Source organism: Bacillus sp. FSL W8-1143, assembly GCF_037965155.1.
Taxonomy (GTDB): domain Bacteria; phylum Bacillota; class Bacilli; order Bacillales; family Bacillaceae; genus Bacillus; species Bacillus pumilus.
In genome coordinates this window covers 760576-775201 of sequence record NZ_CP150182.1, presented here as the reverse complement: position 1 = coordinate 775201, position 14626 = coordinate 760576, and the positions used below count along the sequence as shown (strand labels likewise).

Annotated in this window: 15 protein-coding genes; 6 read left to right on the top strand and 9 right to left on the bottom strand. The window is 42.7% G+C overall.

Annotation, left to right across the window (positions count from 1 at the left end; all coding sequences use genetic code 11):
- The first annotated feature begins 46 nt into the window (after positions 1-46).
- Entirely contained in the window at positions 47-1285 is a 1239-nt protein-coding gene (locus NSQ36_RS03695; RefSeq protein ID WP_339206810.1) for an MFS transporter, read from the top strand.
- Between the two features lie 35 nt (positions 1286-1320).
- Here NSQ36_RS03695 and NSQ36_RS03690 read toward each other — a convergent pair whose 3' ends face one another.
- From NSQ36_RS03690 to rfbF, 5 genes are read right to left on the bottom strand one after another with little or no spacing between them, the layout of a single operon-like run.
- Entirely contained in the window at positions 1321-2250 is a 930-nt protein-coding gene (locus tag NSQ36_RS03690; RefSeq protein WP_251191549.1) for a putative nucleotide-diphospho-sugar transferase, read from the bottom strand.
- Entirely contained in the window at positions 2251-3441 is a 1191-nt protein-coding gene (locus NSQ36_RS03685) for a glycosyltransferase family 2 protein (protein ID WP_251191548.1), read from the bottom strand.
- Positions 3438-4349, bottom strand: a complete 912-nt coding sequence (locus NSQ36_RS03680; RefSeq protein ID WP_251191547.1) for a putative nucleotide-diphospho-sugar transferase — start codon at positions 4347-4349, stop codon at positions 3438-3440. Before NSQ36_RS03680 ends, NSQ36_RS03685 begins: the two co-directional genes overlap by 4 nt.
- Before the next feature lie 12 nt (positions 4350-4361).
- Entirely contained in the window at positions 4362-5333 is a 972-nt protein-coding gene (locus tag NSQ36_RS03675; protein WP_041816148.1) for a GDP-mannose 4,6-dehydratase, read from the bottom strand.
- Positions 5334-5337: 4 nt separating this feature from the next.
- Entirely contained in the window at positions 5338-6102 is a 765-nt protein-coding gene (rfbF, locus tag NSQ36_RS03670; protein ID WP_050945759.1) for a glucose-1-phosphate cytidylyltransferase, read from the bottom strand.
- Between the two features lie 356 nt (positions 6103-6458).
- Between rfbF and NSQ36_RS03665 the strand changes: the two genes are divergently transcribed.
- Both NSQ36_RS03665 and NSQ36_RS03660 read left to right on the top strand, forming a co-directional pair.
- Positions 6459-6608 (top strand): DUF1540 domain-containing protein, encoded by a 150-nt coding sequence (locus NSQ36_RS03665; protein WP_003213883.1) that lies wholly within the window; start codon positions 6459-6461, stop codon positions 6606-6608.
- Between the two features lie 198 nt (positions 6609-6806).
- Complete coding sequence (locus tag NSQ36_RS03660; protein ID WP_012009211.1) at positions 6807-7886, top strand: DUF3900 domain-containing protein; 1080 nt, start codon at positions 6807-6809, stop codon at positions 7884-7886.
- 64 nt (positions 7887-7950) lie between these two features.
- Here the strand turns inward: NSQ36_RS03660 and NSQ36_RS03655 are convergent, their stop codons facing one another.
- Positions 7951-9150, bottom strand: a complete 1200-nt coding sequence (locus NSQ36_RS03655) for an MFS transporter (RefSeq protein ID WP_113386819.1) — start codon at positions 9148-9150, stop codon at positions 7951-7953.
- Between the two features lie 103 nt (positions 9151-9253).
- Between NSQ36_RS03655 and NSQ36_RS03650 the strand changes: the two genes are divergently transcribed.
- Complete coding sequence (locus NSQ36_RS03650; RefSeq protein ID WP_106030039.1) at positions 9254-10162, top strand: LysR family transcriptional regulator; 909 nt, start codon at positions 9254-9256, stop codon at positions 10160-10162.
- A gap of 33 nt (positions 10163-10195) precedes the next feature.
- Here the strand turns inward: NSQ36_RS03650 and NSQ36_RS03645 are convergent, their stop codons facing one another.
- Positions 10196-10675 (bottom strand): YbaK/EbsC family protein, encoded by a 480-nt coding sequence (locus NSQ36_RS03645; RefSeq protein ID WP_106032782.1) that lies wholly within the window; start codon positions 10673-10675, stop codon positions 10196-10198.
- Between the two features lie 145 nt (positions 10676-10820).
- On the opposite strand from NSQ36_RS03645, the gene NSQ36_RS03640 reads away from it, so the two are divergent.
- The gene (locus NSQ36_RS03640; RefSeq protein WP_113386818.1) at positions 10821-12020 is read left to right on the top strand and encodes an MFS transporter; all 1200 of its coding nucleotides are present in this window, start codon (positions 10821-10823) and stop codon (positions 12018-12020) included.
- Positions 12021-12037: 17 nt separating this feature from the next.
- On the opposite strand, the gene NSQ36_RS03635 is transcribed toward NSQ36_RS03640, so the two are convergent.
- Positions 12038-12769: a MurR/RpiR family transcriptional regulator gene (locus NSQ36_RS03635; protein WP_003213997.1), complete on the bottom strand. Its 732-nt coding sequence runs from the start codon at positions 12767-12769 to the stop codon at positions 12038-12040.
- A 199-nt stretch (positions 12770-12968) separates the two neighbouring features.
- On the opposite strand from NSQ36_RS03635, the gene NSQ36_RS03630 reads away from it, so the two are divergent.
- On the top strand, positions 12969-14297 hold the full coding sequence (locus tag NSQ36_RS03630) for a 6-phospho-beta-glucosidase (RefSeq protein WP_050945753.1): 1329 nt from the start codon (positions 12969-12971) through the stop codon (positions 14295-14297).
- A gap of 34 nt (positions 14298-14331) precedes the next feature.
- Here NSQ36_RS03630 and NSQ36_RS03625 read toward each other — a convergent pair whose 3' ends face one another.
- A complete protein-coding gene (locus NSQ36_RS03625; RefSeq protein WP_251191545.1) occupies positions 14332-14580 on the bottom strand; it encodes a hypothetical protein in 249 nt (82 codons plus the stop codon).
- Between the last annotated feature and the right edge of the window lie 46 nt (positions 14581-14626).

The following is a 14626-nucleotide window of genomic DNA, read 5'->3' as shown; positions in this document are numbered from 1 at the left end:
GAAGAATGCAAAATAGAAAACAGTTGAATGAAAGGAGGAAGTCTCATTGGCTATTGCTGCTCGTACAAAGGATAAACCTCAAAATTCTGTCACTGGATCAACGGTTTATCCCATTTTATTGATTATTGGCATTTGCCATATGCTCAATGACACTTTGCAAGCCGTTATTCCTGCCATGTTCCCTATTTTAGAACGCTCAATGGGGCTGACCTTTACACAATTAGGGCTGATTGCCTTTACATTAAATATGGTCTCCTCCGTGATGCAGCCCGCTTTTGGGTGGTACACAGATAAAAGGCCGATGCCTTATGCACTCCCGGTTGCTTTATTTTCTAGTGCTATCGGTATATTCGGGCTTGCGTTTGCGCCTTCCTTTGCCACCATTTTGCTTTGCGTTGTCTTTATCGGACTCGGCTCTGCCATTTTTCATCCAGAGGGCTCCCGCGTTGCCAACATGGCAGCTGGTCCAAGACGAGGACTTGCACAATCTATCTATCAAGTAGGCGGAAATACAGGTCAAGCCTTTGCTCCGCTAATCGCTGCTTTAATGCTCGTCCCTCTCGGTCAGCCAGGCGTGGCTTGGTTTACGATTGTTGGAATGATGGCTGTCGGTTTCCTTCTTTATATTTCAAGATGGTACGCAGGAAGACTTCAAACCATTCGAGCTCAAACGAAAAAAGCTCCACCAAAAGCTGCAAGATCTGAACTTCACCGTAAGTCAGCACTCACAGCACTTGGCATTATCGTCTTTCTCATCTTTGCCCGCTCTTGGTATGGAAATGCGATATCAAATTTCTATGCGTTTTATGCGATTGAACAATATGGATTGACGATTAAAGAATCACAGACTTATATTTTCTTATTTCTCATTCTAGGTGCAATTGGGACATTTTTAGGCGGGCCGCTTGCAGACCGCTTCGGCAAGAAAACGGTGATTTTAATTTCCTTATTGGCATCCTTTCCACTTGCCTTGCTGCTGCCATTTGCCGGACCTGTTTTTGCCTATGTTTTACTTGGACTGATTGGAGTCATTCTGACGTCAAGCTTCTCTGTCACAGTCGTTTATGCTCAAGAACTATTTCCCGGGAAAATTGGCACAATGTCTGGTTTAACGGTTGGACTTGCGTTTGGTATGGGTGCCATCGGATCGGTCGCTCTAGGCTTATTCATTGATGCCTTCGGTTTAACGCCTACCATGATCGGAGTCGCCTTTTTACCGATATTAGGCATCCTTGCCTTCTTACTACCTAGCGATCAAACCATCTCCAAATGGAATGAATCATAAAAAGGAGAAAACCGCTCAGTGATTGAGCGGTTTTTTCATATCTCATAAAAATGCGTATCAGGTACATGCTTCTTTGCAATAAACCCTTGCTGGAATTCCGGAAAGACCTTTTGCACCTGTTTGATTTTTTGATGAACCAAATCGGCATATGGAATATATAAATGATCCACAAGCTTTTGTTCTGTCATATAGTAATACCAATTCAGATTAAAGGTATTCTCATCAATGATCGTAAAGGCAGAAAAATGATAGAACAAGAGTGGACATTCGTCGAGATACATTTCCCCTTTCACAACTGAAAGCTTGTAGTTTTCAATATTCCAAATCGCGGCATTGGCTCCTTTAGATGTCACCACATGGACCCCTTCAAAATCATCGATCCATCTTTCAACATACCGCTGATCTCCATACGTCTTATTTTTTGTATCCATTTCGACTGTACAGTGTGCAAGACAGTTTTCCTTCCATTGTGTGACCGCCCGTTTGGCAACGTCTGTGTTGCGGCAGCCGACAAATCCAGTATTGAAGCGGCCAGATAACTCATAAAAGTGATAGAACCGCTTGGAATTCATATGATCCGTCAAAAATAAATGAGCGAGTGGATTCTCTGCAAATATCGCCTCTGGATCATGATAAAAATACAAATCCGTATCCAAATGGGCGAGATAATCCGCTTCTGAGGATTCAAGGATTTTGAGCAAAAAAACGGGCTTTAACGTCCAGCAATACTCATGGAACGTCCGATCATCCTTTGCCTTTCGTAGCGTCTCATCTTCAATATCTTCAAGCTGTTCATATTGAACGTGCGGATGCGGGAATTCACTTAACACCTTGTAAGCCAAAGGATCTGCGCATAAAACTGACAACTTGAATGAATGAGCGGTTTGTTCAAGCGAATGAAGCAGCGCCAAAAGCTTAAAAACATGGGTATTCGACACAATGGTTGTAAAATGATAACACGCCATCTACAACACATCCACTTGAAACAAATCAACGCGTAATAGCTCTTTTGTCAGCCCTTGAATGGCTTCTACAAGCACTGTGCAGCCATATTCCTGCCGTGCAAGCTGCGCTGCCTCTGACAGCTTTTTCAAAGGGACATGTCTAGCGGTCAGCTGATCTTTATTATCGCGTTTGACGCCTACGTTCCGCTCTGTGATCAAATGAAGCAGCTCTAAAAAATAAGAGAGCAGACCATCGAATACCGGATTTTCACGCAGCTGCCGGACTTCTTTCACAATGTCATTTGTGACGGTGTGAGAAAATGGACCAGAGAAAGCCAAATGGACATCAATGGCATCAATATTGTTGTACTTCTCGCACATATACAAAATGTTATATTTGATGTCATCAAATGACGTTAAATTACTTGGATGCTCCTGATGCACGCTCATGATATCCTCTCGCAATTCAAAAGAGAGACCAAGCTGATGCAGACGAATTCCTAAATCATAATCCTCAAACCCGTACCGAACGATCTGTTCATCAAACATCCCGAGCGCGATGACATGCTTGCGTTTGACAGAGGAGTTATTCGTAATAAAAAATCGCCACGGCAGCTCATAAGAGCCTAAATCATAGTTGTACGTGCGCAAAATGTCTTTGAGGATAGCAATAAACTCAGACTGCAAATCGAAGCTTTTCTCTAGAAATGCACCATTTTCAACTTCTTTCATTGATAAAAGAGGCGTTTTATCTTTCATTTTCCGCTTATACAGGCCTTGCTTTTTCAACCGATTGATATGATCCTGATCAAATGCTTCGTAAAAATAACGATAAATCCGCTTCCAGCATACACCACAAATGACAAGGTCCTCATGATCAGCATGTGCCTCCGCATGCTTTTGAATAAATTGCGGCTCTGCCAGCATATCGCTGTCATGGAATATCAGCAGGTCTCCCTCCGCCTCGCGAATGGCATGATTGCGCCCCTTGGCTATCCCTTGATTGACAGGAATACGCACCTTTTTAAACGGGAAATTCACCTCAATGTTCTCGAGCATTTCCATCGTGCCGTCCGTTGACCCATTATCGGCGACAATGACCTCAAACGGAATATTCGTATCCTGAAGCGTTAAGGAAAAAAGACTCCCTTCTAAACGCTCCTTGGCATTATAGCTCGGAATAATGACGCTTACCTTTGGCTTCTCATTCATGCGTCATCCTCCTCCAATTTGGCATAGCCGTTAAACAGCGGATCGACCTGCTCAACAGATTCAATCACATGGCGCAGCACGTTTCGATAGGCTTCTTGGAAAAACGGCAGATCATCTCTCCCTTTTTCATGAATTTGCTGCATCTCATCCTTGCTCACGATGCGAAAGCCGCTGAAATGATAGCAAATGAGCGGTTGCCCATCCTCCAGCAAAATATGTCCATTCTCTTCCCGATAAGAATGCTGTCCATAATTCCAATGACCAATATTCACGCCTTTTGTTTGAATATCTTCCACTTTTTCAAACAGCTTCGGCATATGATCCAGATATCCTTGATCGCCAAACTTGCCTTCTCCCGGTGCATTTTTGCATTCCTTCAAGCATTCTTCCTTCCACCAGCTGAGGCATTTTCGTCCGGCTTTATCTCCTTTAAAATGCAGGAAGCCAGAGTTATAGCGACCTAAAAGCTTCTGAAGCATTTTCACTTCCTCAGGATCGAAGCTCGGAATCACAATATCCCCTCTCGAAAGTAAAACAGAGGCATCCGGCTGATGTTGAAAAATCACTTGCGGGCTCTCATAAAAAAATAAATCCGCATCAAGATAGGTTACTCCTTCTGCCTGCTCCTGTTCAAATAACCACTCAATCCACATCGGTTTTAATGTCCAGCAATATTCCGAGGCATCCCGTTCCTCTTTTTTCTCCAGCAGCTCCGGCGTTTCGAGCTCCCGTACATGAACAAGATCAACATGAGGAAAATTCATTTTTTGAAGCAGATCAAATGCAGCATCATCCATACATAACGTCTTGATGACAGCATCATCTTCTACTTGCTTCAATGACAAGAAAAACGCAATGGCTTGATAAAGTCTTCCACTTGATAGAACCGTACAATATATGCTGTTCATCTACTTACACCTCTATTTTTGAAAGAATTCGCGGTACCATTCAATCGTCTTCTCTAAACCTTCATCAATCGAGTAGTCTGGCTTCCAATCAAGCAGCTTTCTCGCCTTTTCTGCCGACAAATATTGATGCTTTATCTCATGCGTTCCTTGGTTTAAAATACGAGGCTTCAGTTCACTGCCCATTGCCTTTAAAATCTTATCCACGAGCTCAAGAACCGTCAGCTGAATTTCATTACTAAAGTTAAAGGCTTCTCCAGCGAGCCCTTTTTCCTCCATCTTCTCAGCTAGCAGCAAATAAGCCTTAACCGCATCTTCAATGTAGAAATAATCACGAATAAATGTCCCATCACTTCTAATTTCCGGCGCTTCTCCTTCTAGCACAAGCTGGATGGTTTGCGGAATGATTCTGTTGAAATTTAAATCCCCGCCCCCGTATAAATTGCCGCAGCGCGTAATACAAACTGGAAGACCATATGTGTTGTAATACGTATGAGAAATTAAATCTGCACAGCTCTTTGATACATCATACGGATGTTTCCCATTTAGCGGCATGTCTTCATCGTATGGAAGCTGTTCCTGATCGCCGTATGCTTTGTCACTTGATGCCACGATGACTCGTTTGATCAGCGGCTGTCTTCTGCACGCCTCGAGTACATTCCATGTCCCTAAAATATTGGCTTCAAATGTAGAAACAGGGTGTCTATTTGCGACCCCAACAATGGCCTGCGCCGCCAGATGGAAGACAGTATCAATTTCGTATTCTCCTAACGCACGTTCAATCGTTTGCATATCCTCCAATGCACCTTGCACCACATTCATCTTTTCAAATTGACTGCCTTGATATAAATTCGACCTTGGCACCTGATCACGCACAAGTCCCGTCACGTTTGCCCCTTGATCAATCAATTCCTTGACGAGATAGCTTCCCAATAGTCCTGTACATCCAGTCACAAATACGTTTTTCCCATTCCAAAATCCGCTCATGCCGTCACCAAACCTTCCATGGTTGTTTTCCATTTGTCCACATGCCATTGATTTCCTTCAGGTTCTTATACGTATCGATCGCTGTCCAAAATCCGTGGTGCTCATAAACCGCAAGCTCTCCATCATTCGCCAGATTTTGAAGAGGCTCCGCTTCAAACACGCATTGATCATCGTCTGTCAAATAGTCAAATACCTTTGGAGACAACACAAAAAATCCTCCATTGATCATCCCGATACTGTCTGTCTTCTCAGAGAAGGATTGTGCCATCCCGTTATATACCTTCAACGTCCCGTACTGTGACTTCTTTTCAATTCCTGTGACAGTCGCAGCTGCCCCAAGATCCTGATGACGCTTCAGCAGATGAAACATATTGACATTGGCAAGTCCATCACCATACGTCATCATGAATGTCTCATCCCCAATGTAGTCCTGTGCCTGCTTTAACCGTCCGCCTGTCATCGTATTCTCGCCTGTATCTAAAAAGGTGATTTTCCAGTTCTCTGACTTTCCTAAAAGCTTCATTTCCCCTGTCGCCATATCTAGCTTCATGCTGTGATGCCGCCAGTCGTAGTTCAGGAAATACTCTTTGATCTTCTCTCCTTTATATCCAAGCAATAAGATAAACTCATCTACTCCGTAATACTGATAGATTTTCATAATATGCCATAGAATAGGCCGATCTCCGATCATAGCAAGTGGTTTAGGAAGCGCTTGTGTGACCTCACTCATTCTCGTTCCCTTTCCTCCGCAGAGAATGACTGCTTTCATCTTCTCCCCTCATCTCTCTATGAAAAATTTTTGATTGAAAACCTTATCTTTATGCGGAAAATCAGTACATGTACCCTCATACTTTGTCCGACTTCAGGTTTTGAATCTACTCTATTCATATGTCGAAATGAGAGAGGATGCCACCTAGCATTTAACTATTTTTACAAATAAAAAAAGAGCGAGATTTGTATTCTCGCTCTTTCAAAGTTTAAATTGTATATTATCAGGGTAGATGGTATGATAAACATGTGCATCAACAGCACAAACAGCCTCTTTTTATCAAGAGACTACTAGATGGAATGAATTCAAGTGGCAGCTTGCTTCATTCTCAATATGAATCACGGAGGTGAATTCCCATGGCACAAAACGTACTTTGTGAAGTGAACTCTTGCCGTTTTTGGGCTGATAACAGCTGTACGGCTTCTACCATTAAAATTGGTAAAAACACAATGACTGATGTGACTCGCAATGCTGAAACTGATTGCGAAACATTTGAAACAAAATAAGAGGTTTTTCTGAGATGAAGGAACTGGCAGGTTCCTTCTTTTCTTTTATCATTCTATCAAGAATGATAATTATTATCAAGTGTTTTTCATTAAACATTTCTCGGGAAATAATGACACGATATTTCTCCATTCGTTGACGATTTTCACTCCTTTTTCTATACTCAACATATCCGAAGAAGAAAAAGTGGTGACCAATCAATGGATTTTACGATACGTTTTCTATCATTCTTTGTCGTAGAAATCGAAGGCAAAGATGAACAAGCAAATAAACGGTTCAAGCATTATCAAACATTAGATCAAGAGGAATTTGAACAAAGTGAGCTGAAGGACTTTTTAGATGGTGAGCTAAAAAAAATCGTCAAACGAAAAGTGGACAGACACCCTAAATCTGAACAAGTACCAACCAAAATTGGCCGGTTCATTGTCGAACCCGGTCATGAACTCGATTCAAATCCAAACTACAATTTATTTCATCAGACGAGATTTGCCGATACAAAAGAAGTATTTAATGAATGCAGTGAACAGTTTGTTCGCACGTATTTAGATACAAGTGCTGTCAGAGGCGGCGTTTTTTTAGTTGCGTCTGCCGTTCCTAAAAAGTACTTCGATGACTCCTTTGTCTTTATTATGAAATGCGATTTTGAACAGAAAGTTGCTTCTATCGCTGATACATCTACCTTGATCAAAAAAGTAGAAATGGCGATTACAACAAAAAACATGAAATCAATTCAATACCCTTTTATGCCAGAAGAGGGCATGACAGAGGAAGCTGAAGTGAAAATTCACCAATCCTCACATGCTCGTTATTTTGAGGACTTTCTGAAATTCGTCGAATACGGAGAATCTATGCCTGAAATCATGAAATCACAGGTCATGAACATGGTGCAGGAACAAGTATTTGAAACATTACAGGATGAAAGTGAAGAATTAAAGCAGTTCGAAGAGGATCTTGAAATATGGGAAGCGAGTGAAAAACGAGAAATTAGAGAAACACTTGATACAGAACAGGTCACACTAGCAGCTTCTCACATTGTGGAACAAACCCCTGACATCACAATGAAAATGCGTCTAGGTGAAACAGAAATCAAAGGACTTTTAGCCGACTTTGGCCACTCGATCCATATTGCGAAGGTCAACAATCGATATGTCGTGCTCGTCGAAGCAGACCAAATTGTCTTTGAAAAAGGAAGCACACCTGTTGAATTCCATAAACCAAATGGATTAAAAGAGGTTGTCAGCCAGCTCACGCAAAAAGCCTACGATTCAGACTTAGAATAAGAGAATATGACTGCCTCCTGCGATCAGCTGCATGAGGCAGTTTTTTTATATAACGCTTTATTTTTTACACTGCACTAGAAGAAACATGCTGCCCGCCTCTTACCCACATGCTGACAAGCATTAAGCTTATGATGAGCATCAACCAAAAGACGCTGTTTGTTCCGAAAAACTGAATCAACGTATACCCGCACAAAGGCCCTAAAGCAGCCCCCATATCTTGAACAAAAGAATAGCTGGCGAGAAAGCGGTTCTTATCTGTTTGAGCAGAGGCTTTTTGAAAGGCAAGTGTATCGGTGAACGTTGTGACAATCGTTGCCAGCAGCTGAATCAAAAGCAGCATCAATAGGAACCAGCCGCTTACCTTCAGCATGACCCCAAGAAAACTGAGCCCTCCAAATGAAAGAAACATCCAGCATAGCATTCGTTCCTTCATCACAAGCCGATCAAACCATTTGCCCGTTCTCGGTGCTACAAATGGTTCCCATCCCCACCTAATTGCTTGAATCACACCGCTTAAAGCCGAAGCTCCGATGACAAAGCCAAACAGAGTCAATTGATCCTGGTCAATCTTTGCTTCAATGACATGACTCAGCGTGGATGCGAATAAACCTTGAATGATCAGTGCGATCAGCATGCCTGTTATCAGTACTTTTACAACATCTCGTGTAAACCACTTTTGTTTGATGCCATGATACACCTGCGTGCCTTCTCTCTTTTCAATTTCATCCAACGATACATAAAAAATGCATCCCATCAATGTAAGTAAACCAAAGACTAGCGTCATGGACTGGAAGCCGATCAAGCTAGCAAAGATTCCGCCAAATAACATGCCAAATAAACTGCCAAGCCGGTAAAGCCCATTATAAAGCCCCGTCAAATGTCCTTGTGAGCCTTCGTCCATTTCAGCCAAAACCCTCATCCCGCTCATTCGGAGTAATGTCCAAGCGAGACCCCATGCGCAGCGGCAGATAAGCAGCAGCCAAAAGCCGCTCATCCCATATAATATCGTGGTCACTGACGCGATCAAAATCGCGATCAATACACCCGTCTTCATTGGGATATAGCGATAGAGCCACCATACGACAGGTGCTAGCGGGATACGAATGAATCGGTTGATGGACAGCAGTAACCCGACCTCCCAAATGGATGATAAACCAATCTCTTTCCAATAGACCGGGAGAACAATATAGAGCATTGAATCCCCAATAAGTGCAAATGCTGTGATGAGCGATATTGACACAACTTGCTTTTGACGACGATCCATTTTTTCTTCCCCCTTCGCTACCTTTACGATAAGGGATGCCTTATAATAAATCTAATGAATGTTTTTGATTGTTTTATCAAAATAATTGATAGGTGGTGCGAAGTTGAATTTACATGCCCTTCGGATTTTTGCAAAGGTCGCAGAGACAAAAAGCGTCACACAAACTGCCGACGCACTATCTTTGACACAGCCAGCTGTGACGGCTCAGCTTAGAAGCATTGAACGAGAGATCGGGTTTCGCCTTTTTAAACGAAACGGTCGGGGCATTGCGCTCACAGAAATGGGAAAGATGCTGTATCCTTATGCCCGGCAAGTGTTTGAGGCTGAAAAGGAAGTAGAATATCAGATCACGCTATTACAAAACGGGAAGAAGGGGCGCCTCCGCATCGGTTCTACCTATGTACCACTCAACTTTTTACTGCCTGATTGGCTGGCTGCTTTTAAAACGTCATCACCACAGACAGAAATCGAATTAAAAAGCGGAAATTCCGCTCAAGTGATAGAGAGCCTGCTTCAATATGAATCAGATGTCGCCATCGCTGTAATTGAAGATTTGCATCATGAGGAGATCGTTACCTCTCATTTGACGAATTTAAGCTATGATTTTATTGTGCCAGCAGACCATCTGTTGAACGGAAAAACCGTTCCGCTAGAGCACCTGAGTCAGGAGCCCTTTTTAATGCGTGAAGAAGGCAGCTCCACTAGAGATAAGCTCTTTTCCCTGTTCACCTCGAAAGGAATTAAAAAACCGACTGTTGATTTACAATTCAGCGGTGTTCATGAAGCGATTCAAATGATTAAAGCTGGCTATGGGATCACACTTGTTCCCCGTGATGCGGTTCAAGGCAGTCTCAAGCGGAAAGAGATTGGGCGTGTATATATCGAAGGCATAGAAATCGTCAGACCTGTTGTGATCTGCAAACGGGCGAATGATCTTGAAGAGAATAGAACCGTGGATGCCTTCCTGCAAATGAAAGATATCGGTCCATTTAAGGAGCCTACTGCAAATTAAAAAAGTGCCTGCATGAGAAACAGGCACTTTTTTCTATTCTGCTGGCTGCACGATGTCATACGGTACAGCCTTTGAGGCTTTCACTAATTGTTCTGGTGTGATCAGTATTTCATTTCCCCATTCACCTGCTCCAACGCCTAATATTTCCTCCTCTAATAGCGAAGCTTCGATGATGGTGCGGAAGCCTTCTGGCTGCCAGCAAAACGGCGGTATTGAGCCAATTCGGTAGCCTGTCACTTCTAGAACCTTCTCTGGTGATGCCATTTTAATATTACGAGAGCCAGCCGCTTTCTTTAGTTTCCCTGACTTAATATGCTGGTCAGCGCCAACCATCACAAGCAGCTGCTCTCCTTCCCCTGTTTCAAAAATCAATGTCTTAATCATTTGTCTCTCACGAAAACCAAGGGCTGCTGCTACATTTGCGGCTCCCTTCTCTGTTTCGGAAGAAAATGTTTTGATCTCATATGGGATGCTGTGCTGATTCAAGAATTCATGTGCTGGCAGTACTTTCATTGATTTGAACCCCTTTCCTTACGATGTCTTTCATTTAGCTTATCACAATCCTCTCATCCTTAAGATGTATTTTTCAATGAAAAGCCACTGGGTCCTTCTTCACCATGCTATACTGAACTTGTTTTTGAAAAGGAGCCGGTTGGATATGGGAAACAAGTTTTGGTACTATACAGGCAGTAAAAGCCTTCTCATGCTAAGTGATATTCTATTTGTCATGACGATCACATTTGTGATCTATCAAGATACACAATCTGTTGCGTATGCAGCTTTATTTCCGTTAATAAGAACGCTATGCCAGCTATTAGCTGGGCTCATCTCTCCTGTTTTGGCAGATCACTATCAAGCGGGCCGGCTGTTGAAATGGGTCCCGCTTTTACGTCTTGGGATGCTCATCGTGTTTACAGCTCAATTTCATTTCTTTCAGCAGCATATGATTTGGCTGTTTGGTGCGCTCATTCTCATTTCCATCACAGGCGGGTTCATTAGCCCTTTATTGCAGGCCATCATGCCGATGCTTGTGCCAGAAAATCAGCTTGTGAAAGCGAACAGTACAGCCTCCATTTTTCAACAAACGGTTCAAATTGCCGGCTATTCGTTTACTGGAATGCTCGTTCTGTTCATTGGTCCCTTTTATTTAATGTGGATCACTTGTTTGATGATTGTGTTGTCTTATTTATTTTTCATCCCTTTATTTCCTCTTCTTAAGCAAGAAGACACCGTTCGAAAAGCAAATAAGATGAACAGTTTCAAGGATGGCTGGACGATCATTTGGACAAATAAAACAATTCGCACCCTGACCTTTATGGATGTGTGTGAAAATATAGCAGGCGCTGTGTGGATTGGGGCAATTACGCTTGCCTTTGTCACACAAGATTTAAACGAAAGTGAGGATTGGTGGGGATTTATCAATGCCGCTTATTATACCGGCGCCATTCTAGGCGGACTCTTGGCTGCGTGGATAAGCCAGTTCATTCAAAAGCAGCTTCTTCTCTTTATGGCAGCTGGTTCATTCATTTATGCAGTGCTGACCATTGTCTATTCACTGAACAACCTGCCGTGGCTTGCGTTGCTGCTTTGTATTTTGATGGGGCCTGCCTATCAAATTCGTGATGTTTCACAGCAAACCATTCTTCAAACGGAAACGCCCGTCCGAGATTTATCTAAGGTGTACTCGGCTCATTACGTCCTTTCCTCTGTATCTGTCGGTTTATCTATTTTCTTTGTTGGATTGATTGCAGATGCATTTGGAGCGAGGACTGTGTATTTGCTGGGCGGCTTGTTTGTGCTCATCTGTTCCGGGATTGCCATCCTCGCTTTTATGAGGCAGAAAAAAAAGAGCGGCTGATTCATGCAGCGGCTCTTTTACTTTTCCTTTAACATTGCGAACATATCACGCGCCATCGCTTCTAAAATATACACGACTGGCGTCTGTGTCGTGATATTGGCTCGGTGAACCCGTTCGTCTGTCACGTAATAGGCAATATTTAAATCTGAAATGCGCGAAATCGTGCAGTGCTGATTGTTGGTAATGCTAATGATTTTGCTTCCTTCTCTTTTTAACTTCGAAATATGATCAATCGTAATACTGTTCTCCCCTGATACAGACAGCACAATGGTGACACTATTGTCTAAATACTGCATATTCATCGGGAAAAACGGATCATTGATGTAAAATGAAAATTTCTCAAGACTTGAAAAGTACCTTGCCCCATACTGCGCCAAAATACCAGAGCTGCCAGTGCCAATAAACAGCACATTTTTTGCATCGGCAATGAGTCTTGCTGCCTCTTTAATTTTCCCCTCAAAGTCCCCTTTTAGTGTTCGTTCAATAAATTCATACAGAAAGTGCTGGGTGCTTTTTAAAGTAGGTGTCTGCTCTGCTTCTAAATACATTTTAAGCTTCACTTTAAACTCTGAAAAGCCTTCACAATTTACTTTTCGGCAAAAGCGAAGGACAGACGAGGTGGATATATGGGCAGCATCTGCTAAGTCCCGAATTCTCATATACACGACCTTTTCACTGTTTTCCATGATGTATCGGTATAAAGCGCTTTCTAGTTCATTAAAGCTGGAAATAACCTCACTTGAAAACATCTGACTTCCCCTTTCTCCAACAGCATGTCACAATGTGTTTCTTTTATGTAACAAATCTCTAAATAGGGCACCCTTGCCTAAAGACGCTGAAGTCATTTACGCACGAGATGCTCTCACGATAAGCTATAGATGTACAAACAAAAGAATTGGCTTTTCTCTATTATAACATTGCGCGTTACATTATTCGGAGGTGCAGAACATGGCAAAAGGATTAAAGGTTGTCACAATTGGCGGAGGATCAAGCTATACACCAGAGCTTGTAGAAGGATTTATTAAACGGTACGATGAATTCCCGATTAGCGAGCTTTGGCTTGTCGATATTGAAGCGGGAAAAGAAAAGCTTGAAATCGTCGGAGATCTTGCAAAACGAATGGTGAAAAAGGCAGGACTTCCAATCGAGGTTCATTTAACATTAGATCGCCGGAAAGCGCTTGCGGACGCTGATTTCGTCACAACACAATTCCGTGTCGGACTTCTCGAAGCACGTATGAAGGATGAACGCATTCCTTTAAAATATGATGTCATTGGTCAAGAAACGAATGGTCCAGGAGGTCTATTCAAAGGGCTTCGCACCATTCCAGTCATTCTTGATATTGTGAAAGATATTGAAGAACTGTGCCCAAACGCATGGCTTGTGAACTTCACAAATCCAGCGGGTATGGTTACAGAAGCCGTACTTCGCTATTCAAACCATCGCAAAGTCGTTGGACTATGCAACGTGCCAATCGGCATTCGCATGGGAATTGCCAAAGGGCTTGATGTCGACGCAAGCAGAGTCGAGGTCAGCTTTGCTGGATTGAACCATATGGTCTTTGGACTCAATGTATTCTTAGATGGCAAAAGTATCATGGATCAAGTCATCGAAGACATGGCAGATCCAAACTCCACGATGTCGATGAACAACATTCATGCCATTCCGTGGGATGCTGATTTCTTAAAAGGGCTTGGCGTGATTCCATGTCCATATCACCGCTACTACTACAAAACAAGTGACATGCTGGCTGAAGAAAAGAAAGCAGCAGAGAATGAGGGCACTCGTGCAGAAGTCGTTCGTGCACTTGAAAATGATTTGTTCGAGCTGTACAAAGATCCTGATCTTGATATCAAGCCACCACAGCTTGAAAAACGAGGCGGTGCCTACTACAGTGATGCGGCTTGTAACTTGATTGCATCCATTTATAACGACAAGCATGACATTCAGCCTGTGAACACGATCAACAATGGTGCCATCAGTGACATTCCAAATGATTCTGCTGTTGAACTGAACTGTGTCATCACAAAAGACGGCCCTAAACCAATCGCTGTTGGTGAAATGCCAGTCGCAGTCAAAGGACTTATTTCTCAAATTAAATCCTTTGAACGTGTTGCCGCTGAAGCAGCCGTGACAGGCGATTACAACACAGCACTTGTCGCAATGACAATCAACCCGCTCGTCCCATCAGATGCCATTGCAAAAAGCATCCTAGATGAAATGCTAGAAGCACACAAAGAATATTTACCACAGTTCTTCAATAAAGTAGAAGCATAAAACAGAACCGCACTTGTCGACAAGTGCGGTTTTCTTATTTCTCTGTAAACAACTGATCCATCTGAGAGCGGTCATAGTCTAATAGCCAGTACTGTAGATCAAAAGCATATCTGACAATTTTCAAAGCACGATCCCCTGCTTTTTCTAATACAACTGATTCTTCTCCTAATGACCAATCTGCCACTTCAAAGCGAAGCCCAAAAGGCCACCCATAAAAAAGAGGCGGCGTGAGGACAAGATTAGGAAAATGACTTTTTAAAAAACTATCGGTTTGATCGCTCATGTCATATCCTTCCATTGGTTTTATTTCTTATTTTACCGTTGAAGCT